The 14,859-nt window shown below is 50.9% G+C and carries 10 protein-coding genes; 3 read left to right on the top strand and 7 right to left on the bottom strand.

From position 1 onward, the window contains the following. Positions 1-15 precede the first annotated feature (15 nt). The 5 genes from ABVS15_RS09510 to ABVS15_RS09490 form a co-directional block, all read right to left on the bottom strand. Positions 16-1,167 (bottom strand): acyl-CoA dehydrogenase family protein, encoded by a 1,152-nt coding sequence (locus tag ABVS15_RS09510; RefSeq protein ID WP_369283494.1) that lies wholly within the window; start codon positions 1,165-1,167, stop codon positions 16-18. Positions 1,168-1,243: 76 nt separating this feature from the next. Continuing rightward, positions 1,244-2,038, bottom strand: a complete 795-nt coding sequence (locus ABVS15_RS09505) for an enoyl-CoA hydratase/isomerase family protein (protein WP_369283627.1) — start codon at positions 2,036-2,038, stop codon at positions 1,244-1,246. 62 nt (positions 2,039-2,100) lie between these two features. Beyond that, positions 2,101-3,315 (bottom strand): CaiB/BaiF CoA transferase family protein, encoded by a 1,215-nt coding sequence (locus ABVS15_RS09500; RefSeq protein WP_369283493.1) that lies wholly within the window; start codon positions 3,313-3,315, stop codon positions 2,101-2,103. Between the two features lie 142 nt (positions 3,316-3,457). Further along, entirely contained in the window at positions 3,458-4,630 is a 1,173-nt protein-coding gene (locus ABVS15_RS09495; RefSeq protein WP_369283492.1) for an iron-containing alcohol dehydrogenase, read from the bottom strand. 21 nt (positions 4,631-4,651) lie between these two features. Beyond that, complete coding sequence (locus tag ABVS15_RS09490; protein WP_369283491.1) at positions 4,652-5,899, bottom strand: MFS transporter; 1,248 nt, start codon at positions 5,897-5,899, stop codon at positions 4,652-4,654. Between the two features lie 274 nt (positions 5,900-6,173). Between ABVS15_RS09490 and ABVS15_RS09485 the strand changes: the two genes are divergently transcribed. Then, complete coding sequence (locus ABVS15_RS09485) at positions 6,174-7,706, top strand: PucR family transcriptional regulator (RefSeq protein WP_369283490.1); 1,533 nt, start codon at positions 6,174-6,176, stop codon at positions 7,704-7,706. 301 nt (positions 7,707-8,007) lie between these two features. Here the strand turns inward: ABVS15_RS09485 and ABVS15_RS09480 are convergent, their stop codons facing one another. Both ABVS15_RS09480 and ABVS15_RS09475 read right to left on the bottom strand, forming a co-directional pair. Further along, entirely contained in the window at positions 8,008-9,321 is a 1,314-nt protein-coding gene (locus ABVS15_RS09480) for a GntP family permease (RefSeq protein ID WP_369283489.1), read from the bottom strand. Between the two features lie 628 nt (positions 9,322-9,949). Beyond that, positions 9,950-11,320: a PhoH family protein gene (locus ABVS15_RS09475; RefSeq protein WP_369283626.1), complete on the bottom strand. Its 1,371-nt coding sequence runs from the start codon at positions 11,318-11,320 to the stop codon at positions 9,950-9,952. Positions 11,321-11,822: 502 nt separating this feature from the next. Between ABVS15_RS09475 and ABVS15_RS09470 the strand changes: the two genes are divergently transcribed. After that, positions 11,823-12,716: a phosphatase gene (locus ABVS15_RS09470; RefSeq protein ID WP_369283488.1), complete on the top strand. Its 894-nt coding sequence runs from the start codon at positions 11,823-11,825 to the stop codon at positions 12,714-12,716. Continuing rightward, positions 12,698-14,848 (top strand): polyphosphate kinase 1, encoded by a 2,151-nt coding sequence (ppk1, locus tag ABVS15_RS09465; RefSeq protein ID WP_369283487.1) that lies wholly within the window; start codon positions 12,698-12,700, stop codon positions 14,846-14,848. The genes ABVS15_RS09470 and ppk1 overlap by 19 nt, the downstream gene beginning before the upstream one ends. The last annotated feature ends 11 nt before the right edge of the window (positions 14,849-14,859 follow it).

Here is a 14,859-nt window from a genome sequence, read left to right as displayed (position 1 = left end):
TTAGTTCCTCCTTTATTACAGCTTGCCTACTAAGGTTTTGCCGATGATATAGCGCTGAATCTCGCTGGAACCCTCATAGATTGAGTAAATCCTGGCGTCACGAACCAGCTTTTCCAGCGGATATTCCTTGGAATAACCATAGCCGCCGTAAATCTGCTGAGCCTGAAGGCAGATATCCAGAACTGCCTCAGAAACAAAGCACTTGGTGCAGGAGCCCACCAGGGTGTCGTAAATCCCCTGGTCGACCAAAGCTGCGGAGTAGGCCAGTTGGGAGCGGCAGGCCTGAAGCTTCATTTCCATATCGGCCAGCTTAAACTGAATACCCTCCAACTTTCCAATGGGTGCACCGAAGGACAGTCTGGTGCGGGAATAATCAAGGGCCAAATCCATTGCCCGCTGGGCTACGCCGACAGCGGGCGCCACGCCGGTGGGCCGGGTGCGGGAGAGCATCTTCATAATGGTTTTAAATCCGCTGCCCTCGGGCCCAATCATGTTGGCGACAGGTACGCGAACCTCATCAAGCGCCAGATCGGTGGTGTCCGAGGTACGAATGCCCATTTTGTTCTCATGCTTTCCCACGGAAACGCCGGGCATATTGCGGTCAATGATGAACAAAGAGATGCCCTTGTTTCCCTTGGCGGCATCTGTGCAGGCGGTCACGGTATACAAATCTGACACGCCGCCGTTGGTGACAAAGCACTTGCTGCCGGAAAGAATATAGTCGTCGCCGTCCCTCACGGCCTTGGTTTTGCAGTTGCCCGCATCGGAGCCGGACTGTGGCTCGGTGATGCACATGGACCAGAATTTACGACCCTCTTCGGACAATAACCGGCCATACTTCTCCTTCTGCTCCTCACTGCCGGAGAGAAGCACGGGCTTCCAGCCAAAGGTCTGGGCACTGAAGGTGTTTGCAAAGCCCGCATCATGATAGGCCAAGGCCATGCGGATGTACATAATGGTGCTGACATCCAACTCTGTTCCGCCATACTGCTCGGGTACGTCCAGACCCCAAAAGCCCAGATCCATCAATTCCTTCACCGTGTCAATGGGGCAGACGCTCTGCTCGTCCCACTCGGCTGCATAAGGGTCTACCTTCTTTGCGCAAAAATCATGAACCATTGCGCATAGATCTTTTTGATCGGCTGTCATTAGCTGATATTCACTCATAATCAATTGCCTCACTTATTCTAATAATTGATTGCTCAATTTACCATAAATACTGCGTTTGGGCGAAGGGGCGAAGTTATTTTCCCTGAAAGACCGGCTTGCGCTTTTCAAGGAATGCCTCCACCGCTTCCCGGTGATCCAGGGACAGGCTGCAAGCGTACTGAGCCTGCACCTCCCGCTGCATGCAGGCATTCCACTGGTCATAGGTCACACTGTTGATCAAGGCCTTAAGCTGCGCATACGCAGTGCTGGGGCCGTGAGAGTATTTATAAATATATTTTTGGACGGTTTCCTCCAGCTGCTCTTTGGGGACCGCGTCTGTAATGATGCCCCACTCCTTTGCCTCCGCGCCGCTAAAGCGCTTGCCGGACATTAAAAGCTCCGTGGCTCTGACGGGTCCCACCGTTTTGCTGAGCGTATATGTAATGCCGCCGTCCGGAACAAAACCGATGTTTACGAACGCAAATACCATTTTTGCAGTTTCCTCCGCAATAGAGAAATCACAAGCCATCGCCATGCTCATGCCAACGCCGGCCACCGCTCCCTCAATCCAGGCGATGGTGGGTTTTGAAATCATCCGCAGTCTGGTAATCAGCTCACCTCCGATACGAATTGCGGCCTTGGTATTGTTGATTCCCTTGTCCATGCGCTCCTTCATTCCGCGCACGTCGCCCCCCGCCGTAAAGTTTCCGCCTGCCCCGCGCAAGACGACTACGCGCACAGCGTCGCTGCTCTCGCATTCGTTTAAACACTGTATCAGATCCTGCATGACTTCAGCAGGAACCGGGTTTAGCTTCTCCGGCTGATTGAGCGTAATGTAAGCAGCGCCGTCCTTTATGTCAAACAGGACCCGGTCTGTCATTAAATTCACTTTCAAAATAATCTTCCCGCCTTTTTATCATCATCAAGCGCAAGAGGCCTTGCGAAAGACAATTATTTTATAGATTTTGCCTTTTCTTCCCATTCGCCCTCCATGGCGTCAATCTCATCCGTGCTTAAACCAAGCTGTCCCAGGATATCGTGGTTACTTTCGCCCAGATTCGGGGCGACGCCATATTCTGCCTGAATTTCAGAAAATGTGAACGGATTGCTGGGAAAACGGCGTGTACGTACGGATTTCATGTCGTTTGCCATGGGCATATCGGCAATCCAGCCGCAGGTATTATAGTGAAGATCTTCGTCAATATCCATCATGTTATAGATCTTCGCGCAAGGAACGCCTGCCTCCATCAGCGCATCAACGGCGGTATTTACGCTGTCGAGGCCCTTCAGCCATTCCTCAATCATCTCAATTAAAACAGACTTATTTTCCACCCGCTGATCGTTGGAGATGAAACGCGGGTCCTTTGCCAGCTCGGGTTTGTTCATAACATCGCACAGCTTGGTCCACAGATTTGAACTCAGCGCTCCGATTACCACAGACTCTCCGTGATTCCCCTGAAAAATACCGTATGGAGCAAGGTTGCTGTGATGGTTGCCCGTGCGGGTAGCAACTGTTCCCGTAATCCCGTGATCCAGCTTTGCGGCCATCCACATAAGGGAGCGCGCCAGCGCAATGTCAATGTGCTGGCCCCTGCCCGTCTGCTCGCGGTAATACAGAGCCGTTCCGATACAGCCAAATGCATTCAGTGCGCCCACCCAGTCGCCGATTGCGGCGCCAATTTTTGTAGGTGCGCCATCCGGTTCTCCGGTCATCTCCATCATTCCGGAAACTGCCTGCGCAATGACGTCGTAGCCTGGACGGTGGGCGTACGGGCCGGTTTGGCCGTATGCAGAAACCGAGCAGTAAATGATTCTCGGATTGAGTTTTCTGATGGCCTGATAATCCAAACCCAAGCGCTCCATCACACCGGGGCGGTAGCTTTCCAAAATTACGTCCGCGTCCCTAGCGAGCTTTTTAAATGCTTCCGCGCCGCGAGGGTCCTTTAAATCCAGTACAAGAGACTTTTTTCCGCGATTTGAAACACAGTAATTAATGCTGATCCCATCGACCATGGGAGGAAAAAAGCGATTGTCATCGCCAAGGACGGGTTTTTCAATATGAATAACATCGGCGCCATAATCAGCCAGCATAGCTCCGGCCATTGGTCCGGCATAGTTGTTTGTGGCGTCAATTACCTTGAGGCCCCCGTAGAGTTTTCTTCCCATTTATTTAAACCTCGCTTATTTCTGAAAAAACTGCCGGAATGCTTTATCAAAAAGTGATCGTTTAATCCCGAAAGCAGTTTTTGTTTTCTCAATTCAGGGCGCTCTCCCCCCTGCAAGCAAGGGGGAGAGACTGTTTTAAGAGTTACCAGGCCCACATTTCCTCAAAGTAGGCATGAAGCTCGTCCTGATCTGTCACACCGGCAACGCCCAGCATCCCCTGCTCATAGGTCCAGCAGGCTGCGTAGGCCGCTTCCATTTCATCTTTTGTACCAATGCCGAAGGCCTTGGGCGTGGGAATGTTCAAAGAAGCATTCATATCCCCCACAACCTTGCAGCAATCGGCAATCAGCATCTCGCGGCTTTTGCCGTCGGATTCAAGCCCCATAAACCCGGCCAACGCCTGCAAACGCTCCATATCAACAGATTTACCGCAATGCTGAATGGCAAAATTCAGGCCCCAGGCGCAGGCAATGCCATGTGGCACGTGCAGCGCCCCGCCCAGCGCATGGGCAATGGCGTGACCGGCCTGCAGCGTGCTGCTTGCAAAGCTGACGCCGCCATAAGTTGCAGCCTGCATCATCTGGCCGCGGGCCTCCACATTTCCCCCGTCCTCCACGGCCACGGGCAGCCACTTAATGACTCTGCGAATGGTATTCTCACAGAACATGTCCGCAAACTCGTTGTGCCTACCTACCAGATATGCTTCAACAGCATGGGAAAGCGCATCCATGCCGGTGGAGGCGGTCAACCCCTTGGGCAGGCCCAAGGTCAGCTCCGGGTCCAGAAACGCCGCATAGGGGCACATTTTCACAACGTCCTTAATGCACACCTTTCTGTGGGTTGCGGTATCTGTCACGATAGACAGTGCTGTTACTTCGGAGCCTGTGCCGGAGGTGGTGGGAACAGCCAGCACATGGGGACACATATTGGCAATTGGCTTTCCGGCGCCCAGCACATAATCCAGCAGCCTGCCGGGATTTGTCTGCATAACCGCCATGCACTTGGAGGTGTCGATAACGCCGCCGCCGCCAATTGCCAGATAGATGTCAACATTCTTTTCCTTGGCCGCCTTTGCGGCATCCTCAATCATTTCCACCGGAGGGTCGGCGGTTACTCCGCCAAACTCGTGAACGGTGAAGCCCGCCGCGCGGATAGGCTCGATGACCCGATCGGCAATTCCCGCTTTCTGGATACCCTCGTCATAAACGGCCATCACCGTGGTCACCTGCAAGCTTTTCAGCAGGTCCGCCACCTTTGTGGAAACGCCCACGCCGTAAATAATCCGCGGCGTATTATAAGCATCAAAAGCAATCATGTGGTAAGCCTCCTCAAAATATTATTTGTTTGCTGTATCGTCAAGACGCTTGCGCGTAAGCTTGGGAATAGAGAAGCCGCAAAGCACGCCCAGCGTGCAAAGAATGAAGGCCATGACAAATGCAATGGTATAGGTGCCCGTTGCCTCAATCGAAGCGGCCGTGACTCGGGGGATAATCTGTGTCATCGCCATGTAACCCAGCAGCGCAAATCCATAAATGTTGCCTGCGTAGATAGGGCCGAAGGAAGTGGTAGTGATCACAGGATACACAGAATTCGTAGAGCCAAAGCCTGCACCCAGACAGAAATACGCAACCAAAATCGTGGCCGTGGAATTTCCGGTAAGCAGGCAGGCTCCACAAACCATGCACAGTGCCCAACAAACACCGTAAACCTTTTTGTAGCCAATGTTGTCGGTTAGCTTGCCCAGCCCCAAGCGGCCCACGACGTTGCCGATATTATAGATGGAAACGCCCAGAGTTGCATAGGCCAGATCAATGCCCTTGTCCGTCATAAACATGGAAAAGCGGGAGAACATGATTAAATAAAAGGAGGGGAAGAACGCCATCGCGCCCAGCTGCAGCCAGAATTGCTTGGTTTTCCACGCTTTGGAAATCGGAATGCTCTCATACTGAGAAACCAGACCTTCACCGGAAGAGGACGGGACGTACCCCTCAGGAACATAGCCCACAGGCGCGGACTTTATCCCAAGACCGCAGATAATGCAAACCACCATGGCGACCACGCCACAGGAAATAAGCGTGACCTTTACATTGCTCATGGCGGTGATTCCGGCGCACAGAGGAGCCAGAAACGCAGAGGATCCGCCGTTAAATGCCATGCACAGGCCGGTAGCCAGACCCTTTTTATCAGGGAACCAGCCCATAACGCAATACATCGTGCCGCAATATGTAATGCCGTTTCCCATGCCAATCAGGAAGCTGAAGGTGAAATACAGCATGCCGGGGCTGCCGATAGGAACCATGGCGGTTGTTATCAATCCTGTGCCGAATACAATTGCGCCAATTAGGACCACCGGCTTGCCGCCCAGCTTTTGCAGAAGCTTTCCTCCCAGCAGGGATCCAATGGGCCAGAAGGTCAGCATGGTTGTGCCGATATTGGCAATTGCCGATGGGTCCCACCCATAGTAAGCGGCCAGTGGAGTGATAAATACGGAGGTGGCGTTGATAATTCCCGCGCAGACCAGAACGATAAGACCTCTGATTAAAATTCCAGATCTATTTGTGCCTTGCAAATCCTTTGTAGACATAAATAAGCTCTTCCTTTCTTTTTGCTCGTAAGAGGCAGTGGCAGGCAACAGCCAGGTGAACCGGACCCGGTGTTGCGCTTAGTTTAACAAATCCGTGACAAAAGCCCTATGTGCACTGAAAACAGTATTGAACTTCTTTTTGTCTTTTTTGACAATTCATTTATTGCGCCCGTCTGTTAGAATAATTTATAGACTACTTTAACAAGCTTTGGGGTTGCACTAGATTATAATTTAATATATTTTTATAGAAAAGGATAAGGGTGGGAGTCAATTTATGAAATTTTCAGTTTTACTGGACATCTTGCAAAACGCCGGAATGATTTCAGATGTCAAAATTGATAATGACTGCGAAATTATGGATTTGACCCTAATGGACAGTGCGTTTCAGGATTTCAACAATTCGACGCTCTATTTTTTTGACGGAGCGCAGGTCGGATATGGGACCAAGCTGCCGCAAACCCTGCTCTATACGGGAGATATTCCGCCCTTTCGGGCTGCTGCTCTTCAGAATGGAGCGAAAATCACGGTCAGCCTTCCCACGGCCTTTCGCTATGTAAAGTCCCAGTTGGATTCCTCCCCCTTGGCCCAAATTCAATATTCCGAAACCATTTCAAAGCTGGTACTGGGGCACGACCTGAATTCCATCCTGTCAGAACTGTTTATCCGGAGCGGAAATCAGTTTGCGGCGATTGATCTTTCTGGAAAGATCCTTGCAAACTCATCGCCGTTTTATGTGGATTACTCCTTGTGGATGCAAAGCGTGCAGCAGGGCTACTGTGACGATGTGCTGATGGACTATATCAATTCCCGCAGACAAAATATCCGGGCGCCAAAGGGCCCGGCGGTGTTCAGTCTGTATTGTTCCAAAATTAATATGTATATTCTTGTTGCACGGATTCTGGATAAAAACGAGCCGCTTGGCTATTTATTTGCCATTAACTCCAAGCCGAATTTTGATAAGCAAACGGAAAAGCTGATGCCGCTGCTGGCCCAACGCATGGGGGAATCCATCCTTCGTCTCAAAAACGCCAACTATTGTTATAATGTTTTTGAGAACAATATTTTACTGGACGCGGTAAACGGCGCTTCAAAAAACGAGATTTTTACCCGCGCCAAGCGCGTCAATCTCAAGGTTCCATCTCATATGCGGATTCTTGTCATCAAGTCATCGTCAAACTGCCACAGCCAATTTCTCTCCAAGTCTCTGCTGCCGCAGATTTCCGACGCGATAAAGCATCAGCCCTGCTTTGTTTATAAAGGCGCGCTGGTGGCAATTGCCCAAACCGACGAGACAGGCAACCTGTCCTCCGAGCTGCTTGCCGCAATTGAGCTGTGCATGCAGAAAAATCATTTGTTTGCAGGGGTCAGCAATCACTTTTCAGACATTTCCTCTCTTCTGGAATATTATCAGCAGGCGATCACGGCGTTAAAGCTCTCCAGCCGCTTCTCCTGTAAAAAGCCTTTGAATTATTATCTTGAATGCTCGGTGTACGTCTTTTTAGATCAGGTGGAGGATGACGCGCTTCTGGAGCAGTGCTGCCATCCGGTGCTCCCGGCGCTCATAGAGTACGACTGCCAGAAAAAAACGGAATTTTTTGATACGCTTCGCATCTTTACACAGACTGGATTTAATAAGAATCGCACGGCGCAGATGATGTTCGTCCATCGAAATACAATTAATTACCGTATTCAGCAGATAGAGAATATCTATAAATTGGATTTTTCTGAAGAACACCTGCTTTTTACCCTGCAGCTTTCATTTATTATTTACGCTTGGCGTAAAAACCGATATCTCACGGATCATTAAGTAATGTGTGGATTGCAGCTTGAATAGAGCGTGCACAAAAAGTGAGCTTTCTCAAGAAAATTATCCACGAAATACTTGCCTATGATGGATAACACATTCTGCGGTGTGTATGCAGAGCACGGCTGAATCCTTATAACAAAGAAAGGTCCCCGGCGCATTGCGCCGGGGACCTTAAAAAACATGATTTGATTAATACAGCGCGGACGGGGTCGCCGCCGTGCCTTTAAAATGCGGCCTTTTCAAATTATCCCATAGGCTACAAAGGTCCTCTGTTTCACAGCGGATGCACCGCAAGAAATAATTATACCAGTCCCGGAAACAACGTGCACATCAATACAACAGCCGCCGTACCAAAGGACGTTGCCACAACCGTGGTGATAAACATGGAGGGGTATATCTCCCGCAGTTTCATGTGGCACATCGGAAGCAGCATCAGAATGGAACCGCAATAGGGCATTGAGTCCAGCGTTGTGGCGGCAAATACGGAGACACGATGAATCGCATTTACATTCAGTCCCATATCCAGCAATTTTGGCGCAATCTGAGGCAGTGCAATCAGTTGTCCTGTGGAAGACCCGCCCGTCAGCATACACATCAGCGCAACGACGACCCAACAAATTAAAATTGGTGAGAGATTGATGCTGACAATTGCGTTTAGCATTGTCTGAAATGCATCCGTACTGGTAATAACGCCCGCAAAACCGCAAATACCGCCAACGGTCATTGTCATTGGAATGGAGTCGGCGGCAGCTTGGCTCAAAACCTGCTTCAAGTCCTTATTCTTTAACTGCTTCCAGAACAGTACAATGGACAGAAGGCAAGTAAAAATCAGGCAAACTACGATGTTTAAATTAAATGCATTAAATGTTAGAAACAGGATTGCCATGGGAATAACGGATATCAGAAAGCCTGGCGTATCCATATTCGGATCGGTTGCAGGGTCCAACTCGTGCCGTACAAAATGCTCCCCATTATTCCTTGCCTTATTAATCATGATGTTCATTAACACAAGGATTACGATAACTTCTACCACAGCGCCCACAAGCCCGGGAACCATCGCAACCCCCGCACTCGTGTGTAAAACGGACATGGCAGCCACGTTTGTTACCTGGGGGCTGCCGGGAACCGTCAGCGTAAACGTATAGCAGGCGGCGCCCAAAACGCCCAAAATAAATTTCTTGGGAATATCGCAGCGCTCAAATACCGCCAATGCAATGGGATACATTAAGACAATTACCACACCGGCAATAATTCCACCAAGGTTTAATATGGTGCCAATCACCAAAATAATTGCCATGCCAATTAAGTTCTTTTTGGTATTACTCGCGTCATCCCGAATCAGTTTCTTCATAATGGTATTGGCAATGCAAAATGCGGCGCCGCTTTCGCGGTACAGATACGACTGGAGACAGCCAAATACCATGAGAAAAAAGAAACTCTTGATAGCTGTGTACACGCCAGCTATATAGGTATCTGTCAGCGCGGTTACAAAGTTCAGCCGGTTCAGCAGAACTACTACACAAACGCCGAGAAAGGTTGCCAGATATACAGACCAATCCTTATATGTTAAGTAAATGACCACCAGAAAGCCCAAAATACATCCAAGAACGCCCATATAAACGATAGTCCCTCCCAACTTAGATATGTCAGCCTAAATAATATTTTTGCCAGAAACCACTTACGATCTGCTAATATAATTACACATTTTGCCTAAAGCGGCATTGGTTTCCTTGCACAATTTAAAGGCGAAATTTGTTGAAACTGACAATTGCCTGTTTTAATGGAATTTACGCAACACTACTGCCTGCGCCGCAATTTCAAATTTTGGGTCGGATAGACTGTCGTTCATTTAATTTGTTTTCTTGGGAACCCGAAGTGAAAGCATGTCTGCAATTATGCTATATTTGGATCGACATTTCAAGTTGTTACAGTGCTGTGCAAAAAGAACCTTAGAACCGTAATGGTTCTAAGGCTCTTTTTTGTGTACGCTACGAGACTCAAACCTGTGACACGCTGCACGTCAAGTACACGCGCATGGCATCCTTGACTCAGTCAATTTAAAATTAAAATTCTTTGCGTGGCAAGGTGCACAAGAGGTTTAATTTTCTTTCTGCATTTCCGGCATGTCTTCCGCGGGCATGGAGGGTATCGCGGGGTACCCCCGGGTATTCACAACCGGAGGTTACCGCCCCGAAGCTTCTCGGCTGTGCTTTTGGCAGTTGGGCATTCACACAGACGTCCCCTTACATTCTCTTGATTGCATCCATAGCCAAAGCGGAACGTTCACATTCATCAGCGGATAATGTAATTTGGTAGCAGAGGGGACTGCCCTTCATTTTTTCCGCTGCATAGCTCAGTCCGTTGGTGCGTTCGTCCAATAGGGGGTGGTCAATTTGATTCGGATCCCCAAGAAGAATTACCTTTGTGCCCATTCCGGCCCGGGTAATAATCCCCTTCGCCTGCTTTGGGGTCAAGTTTTGCGCTTCATCAATAATTAAATATGTTTTGGTGACCGAGCGGCCTCTGATAAAATTGAGTGCCTGCGCGACAATAATACCCCGGTCGAATAGTTCTTCCACCTTCCCGGAAAGGCTGTGCTCATCCGAAAATCGCTCCTTTTCATTCTGATCAACCAACAGCTCCAGATTGTCAATGGCTGGGCGCAGCAAAGGCGCGATTTTTTCGGACTCGTCGCCAGGCAAAAATCCGATATCGTCATCGAACTGGACATTCGGGCGGCAAATAAGGATTCTTCTGTAAGCCGGCTCCTCCAGCTCCATTACAGCGTTCAGGCCAACTGCCAGGGAGTAAAAAGTTTTTGCGGTTCCCGCCGTTCCCTTCACGATGACCAAAGGCGCTTTGTCCGTATCGGTCATCAGCGCCTCCTGCAAAAAATACTGGCCCACATTTCGCGGCGTAACGCCGTAAGGTTTCTTCTTCCCGTATGCCAGCGGGACAATTTTTTTCCCGTCAAACCGCCCCAACTGGGTTTTGCGGTCGGACTGGTCGGCCCTGAGGATAACAAACTGATTGGGTATGAGCGCAACAGCGCGTTTCTGGTCCGTTTCATCCATCAGATACAGATCGTCGGGGGAAATGTGCTTTTTCTTAAAGGATTCAAACTTCTTTTCGGAGACGTACGCTTCGCAGCGCCCAGTGTACTGCTGGTCACCGATGGGCGCCTGTTCTGTTGTAAAATCCTCTGCCTCTATCCCCATCATCTGGGCCTTGATCCGTACAAGAATGTCTTTTGTGACCAAAATGACGGGTGCCTGCGTTTCTTTCAGTCCCTGACAGACCTTCAAAATGCGGTTGTCGCTTTTATGCTCCGGAAAGCCTTCCGGAAGCTTCACGTGAACACAATTGACCTCCAGACGCAGCGTTCCACCGCCCGGCAGAGGTACGCCTTCAAGGAGATTGCCCGCGGTCCGAAGCGATTCCAAATAGCGAATTGCCTGTCGCGCGTTGGCCCCCTTTTCTCCATCACTGGTCTTCAGGGTATCCAGCTCCTCCAGAACCGCAATGGGCAAAACAATATGGTTATCCTCAAAGGATTGAAGCGCATATGGGGCCTGAATTAAGACATTTGTATCCAAAACATAAGTTTTCGGCATCATCGTCTTTCCTTTCCTGTATTCATTACGGCAGACAAAAACGGCCCCAGTCGGACAGGGCACATAACTGCGCATACTGTCCCATTGGGAGCCGTTATTGCATGGGCGTCTCCGATTTCAAGTATCTCTCTTTTGTGAGAGGGTCCAACCCGAGCCACGGACAAAGATACATTCACGCACTCACCCCTAATAGAATATTGCTGCGGAGATTGTCATTGCACTACATTAAGAATAGCCGTCGTATGCAAAATCTGTGATCACACTTGTGTAAAAGCTGTAAACAGATTCGGGCGCATAGCTCCATGGCAGGCCGATAAATTGGCCCATGGCTGCTGCGGCGCTGCCTTTTGCGCCGCATTTATGCTTTACCTGCGCTTCACACAGGCTTTACCGCCCCGGGATATTCCCCGCCGCGTTTTTCGGGGTATACTAAGCCATCATAGGAGACGATTGGCTCCTATACGACGTGGGAAGAGAGAACGTAAAAGTAGAGGAAGATCACATGAAACAAGCCATGATTGACATTGGCTCCAACTCCATGCGTTTGACGGTTTATGAAACGGAGGGCAACTCCTTCAAAATCCTGTTCCGGGAAAAAAGCATGGCCGGGCTTGCCGGTTATGTGGAAAACGGAACATTATCCGACGAGGGAATTTTATGTGCCTGCCGGGGTCTGCTGAAATTTAAAAAAATGCTTACGTCTCTGGATATTTGGGACGTGGTCATTTTTGCCACCGCCTCTTTGCGGAATATCAGCAATACCGAAGCGGCCATCTCGGCGATCCGGGACCGCACCGGCTGGGAGGTGGAGGTGATCAGCGGGGAGGAAGAGGCGTTGTACGGCTATACCGGTGCCATGCGGGAATTTCAGCTCTCCCACGGCGCGGTCCTCGATATTGGCGGCGCCAGCACGGAGCTTGCACTGTTTGACGAAGACCGGCCGCTCCGTTCCCTCAGCCTCCCCATCGGGTCACTGAACCTGTATCGAAGCTGTGTCAAGAAGATTCTTCCGGGCAGGCATGCCCTGAAAAAAATACGGGAGACGATTCAAGCCGAACTGGACAGGAGTAGTCTGCCCGATTTTGAGCGGCAGCTGCCGCTGGTCTGCGTGGGGGGCACCGGGCGCGCCGTCTTAAAGCTGGCGGGCGCGGTGTATCCTCAGCCGGAGGGAGGCCGCGCCATTAGCGCGGAGCAGTTGGACGGGTTGTGCGCCATATTGTGCCGGGGAGACAGACAGGCCATCGACCTGATTTTAAAGCTGTCGCCGGATCGGATTCACACCATTGTGCCGGGAATTCTGGTGCTGCACAGCCTGTTTCATCTGCTTGATGCCAAAATCCTTGAAATCGGAAAATACGGAGTGCGGGAGGGATATCTGTGCCGCAAGATTCTGTAATTGACCCGGGACAGTACGCCTATACCCAGAATCGGGAGCTGAGCTGGCTGCGGTTTAACCAGCGGGTGCTGGAGGAGGCGGATGATCGTACCAATCCCCCTTTGGAGCGACTGAAATTCATTGCCATCTTCTCCGGTAATCTGGACGAGTTTTTTATGGTCCGGGTGGGCAGCCTGTTTGATATCGCCCTCGTCTCCCCCGACGAGGCGGACAATAAAAGCGGCATGACTGCCTCGGAGCAGTTGGGAGGAATCTATCGCTCCATACCGGGCCTGATCGAGCTGAAGGAACAGATTTACGCGTCGGTGACGGCGGATTTAGCGCGGCAGGGCGTGGCGGATCTATCTTTTTCTCAGCTTACGCACTGGGAGCAAACTACGGTGAACGCCTATTTCAAGTCGAATATCCTACCCATTATCTCGCCCATCATCATCGGAAGCCGTCACCCGGCGCCTCATCTGGTAAACAAAGCCCTGTATGCGGCGGCGCTTTTGACGGATAAGAAAGGGAAACCCTCCGTGGGGCTGGTTCCCATACCGGAGATCCTGCCTCCCTTTTTCAGGCTGGGAGGTGAGGTGCTGCGGTATATCCGCGCGGAAACAATGATTTTGCAGAGACTTTCATCTCTGTTCGGCGCTTACCAGGTGGAGGAATCCTGCATTGTCAGCGTCACGCGCAACGCGGACATCGGCTTCGACGATGAAAAATTTGAGGACAGCGAGGAAGATTTTCGCATTCGAGTGACGAAGCTGCTGAAGAAAAGAGGCAGTCTATCGGCAATCCGGCTGGAAATCAGCAAAAAAATATCAGACGGCTTTTTAACCCGGCTGACAAAGCTGGTGAAGGTAGAAAAGCAGCAGGTTTACGTGGATTCCTGTCCGCTGAATATGCGATATGTATTTGAGCTTGCAAAGGAGCTGCCGGACTCAAAGGCCGCGGCTCTGCTCCATCAGCCGTACCGCTCCCGGTGGCCGGAAGACATCCGCCTGGAGGAAAGTATTGTGGAGCAGGTGCAGCGGGGGGACAAGCTCCTGTTTTTTCCCTTTGACTCTGTGACCCCGTTTCTGCGTCTGCTGAGCGAAGCTGCGGAGCATCCTGATGTGCTGTCTATCAAAATCACCATTTACAGACTGGCGTCCTCCTCCAAAATCGCCCACACCCTGTGCCGCGCCGCCGAAAATGGCAAGGAGATTATTGTCCTGATGGAGCTGCGGGCTCGATTTGACGAGGCCAACAACGTCTCCTGGTCCAAACTGCTGGAGGACGCGGGATGTCAGGTCATCTATGGAATGGACGGTTTCAAATGTCATAGTAAGATCTGTCTTATCACCCTGCGGGGAAAACGGAAGGTACAATATATTACCCAGATCGGAACCGGAAATTACAACGAAAAGACCAACGCTATGTACACCGATCTGAGCATTATGACCGCTTCCGACGCCATTGGAGAGGATGCCACGGCCTTTTTTCGGAATATGCTGGTAAATAATCTGAACGGAGAATACCGTGAGCTTTTGATCTCCCCCAACGGAATTAAATCGGCCGTCTGCGACCTGATTGACGAGCAGATTTCGCTGGGGTATAATGGATACATCTGTATCAAGGTCAATTCCGTCACGGAACGGGAGGTCATCGACCGGCTCCGTGCCGCCTCCCGGGCGGGAGTGGAGGTGCAGATGATCGTCCGGGGGATTTGCTGCATTCTCCCCGGGGTTCCCGGGGAAACCGAGAATATCCATGTGACCAGTATCGTGGGGCGCTTTCTGGAACACGCCCGCATCTATTGCTTTGGAAAGGGCCAGGAGGCTAAGGTGTACCTCTCCTCGGCGGATTTGATGACCCGCAATCTCAGCCGACGGGTGGAGATTGCCTGCCCCGTTCACGACAGGGACCTGAGGGATCAGCTTTTGTGGATTTTGTCCTGCCAGCTCAGGGATACCGCCAAGGCCAGCTTCATGACGCCGGACGGGCTGTATTGCCGGAAACGGGGGCAGCAGCCGATTCCCTATGACAGTCAGGTCCAATTTATGGAGGCTTCGATTCACAGTGCGGCCCCCTGTCTTCCCACAAAGCCTACCCTGACGGAGAAAATTACCGGACTGGCCCGCAGGGCGCTGCGCGGCCTTTATTAAAGATATAAAAG

This window comes from Oscillibacter sp. GMB15532, assembly GCF_041020825.1.
Taxonomy (GTDB): domain Bacteria; phylum Bacillota; class Clostridia; order Oscillospirales; family Oscillospiraceae; genus Oscillibacter.
This window is presented reverse-complemented; position numbering and strand designations above follow the sequence as displayed.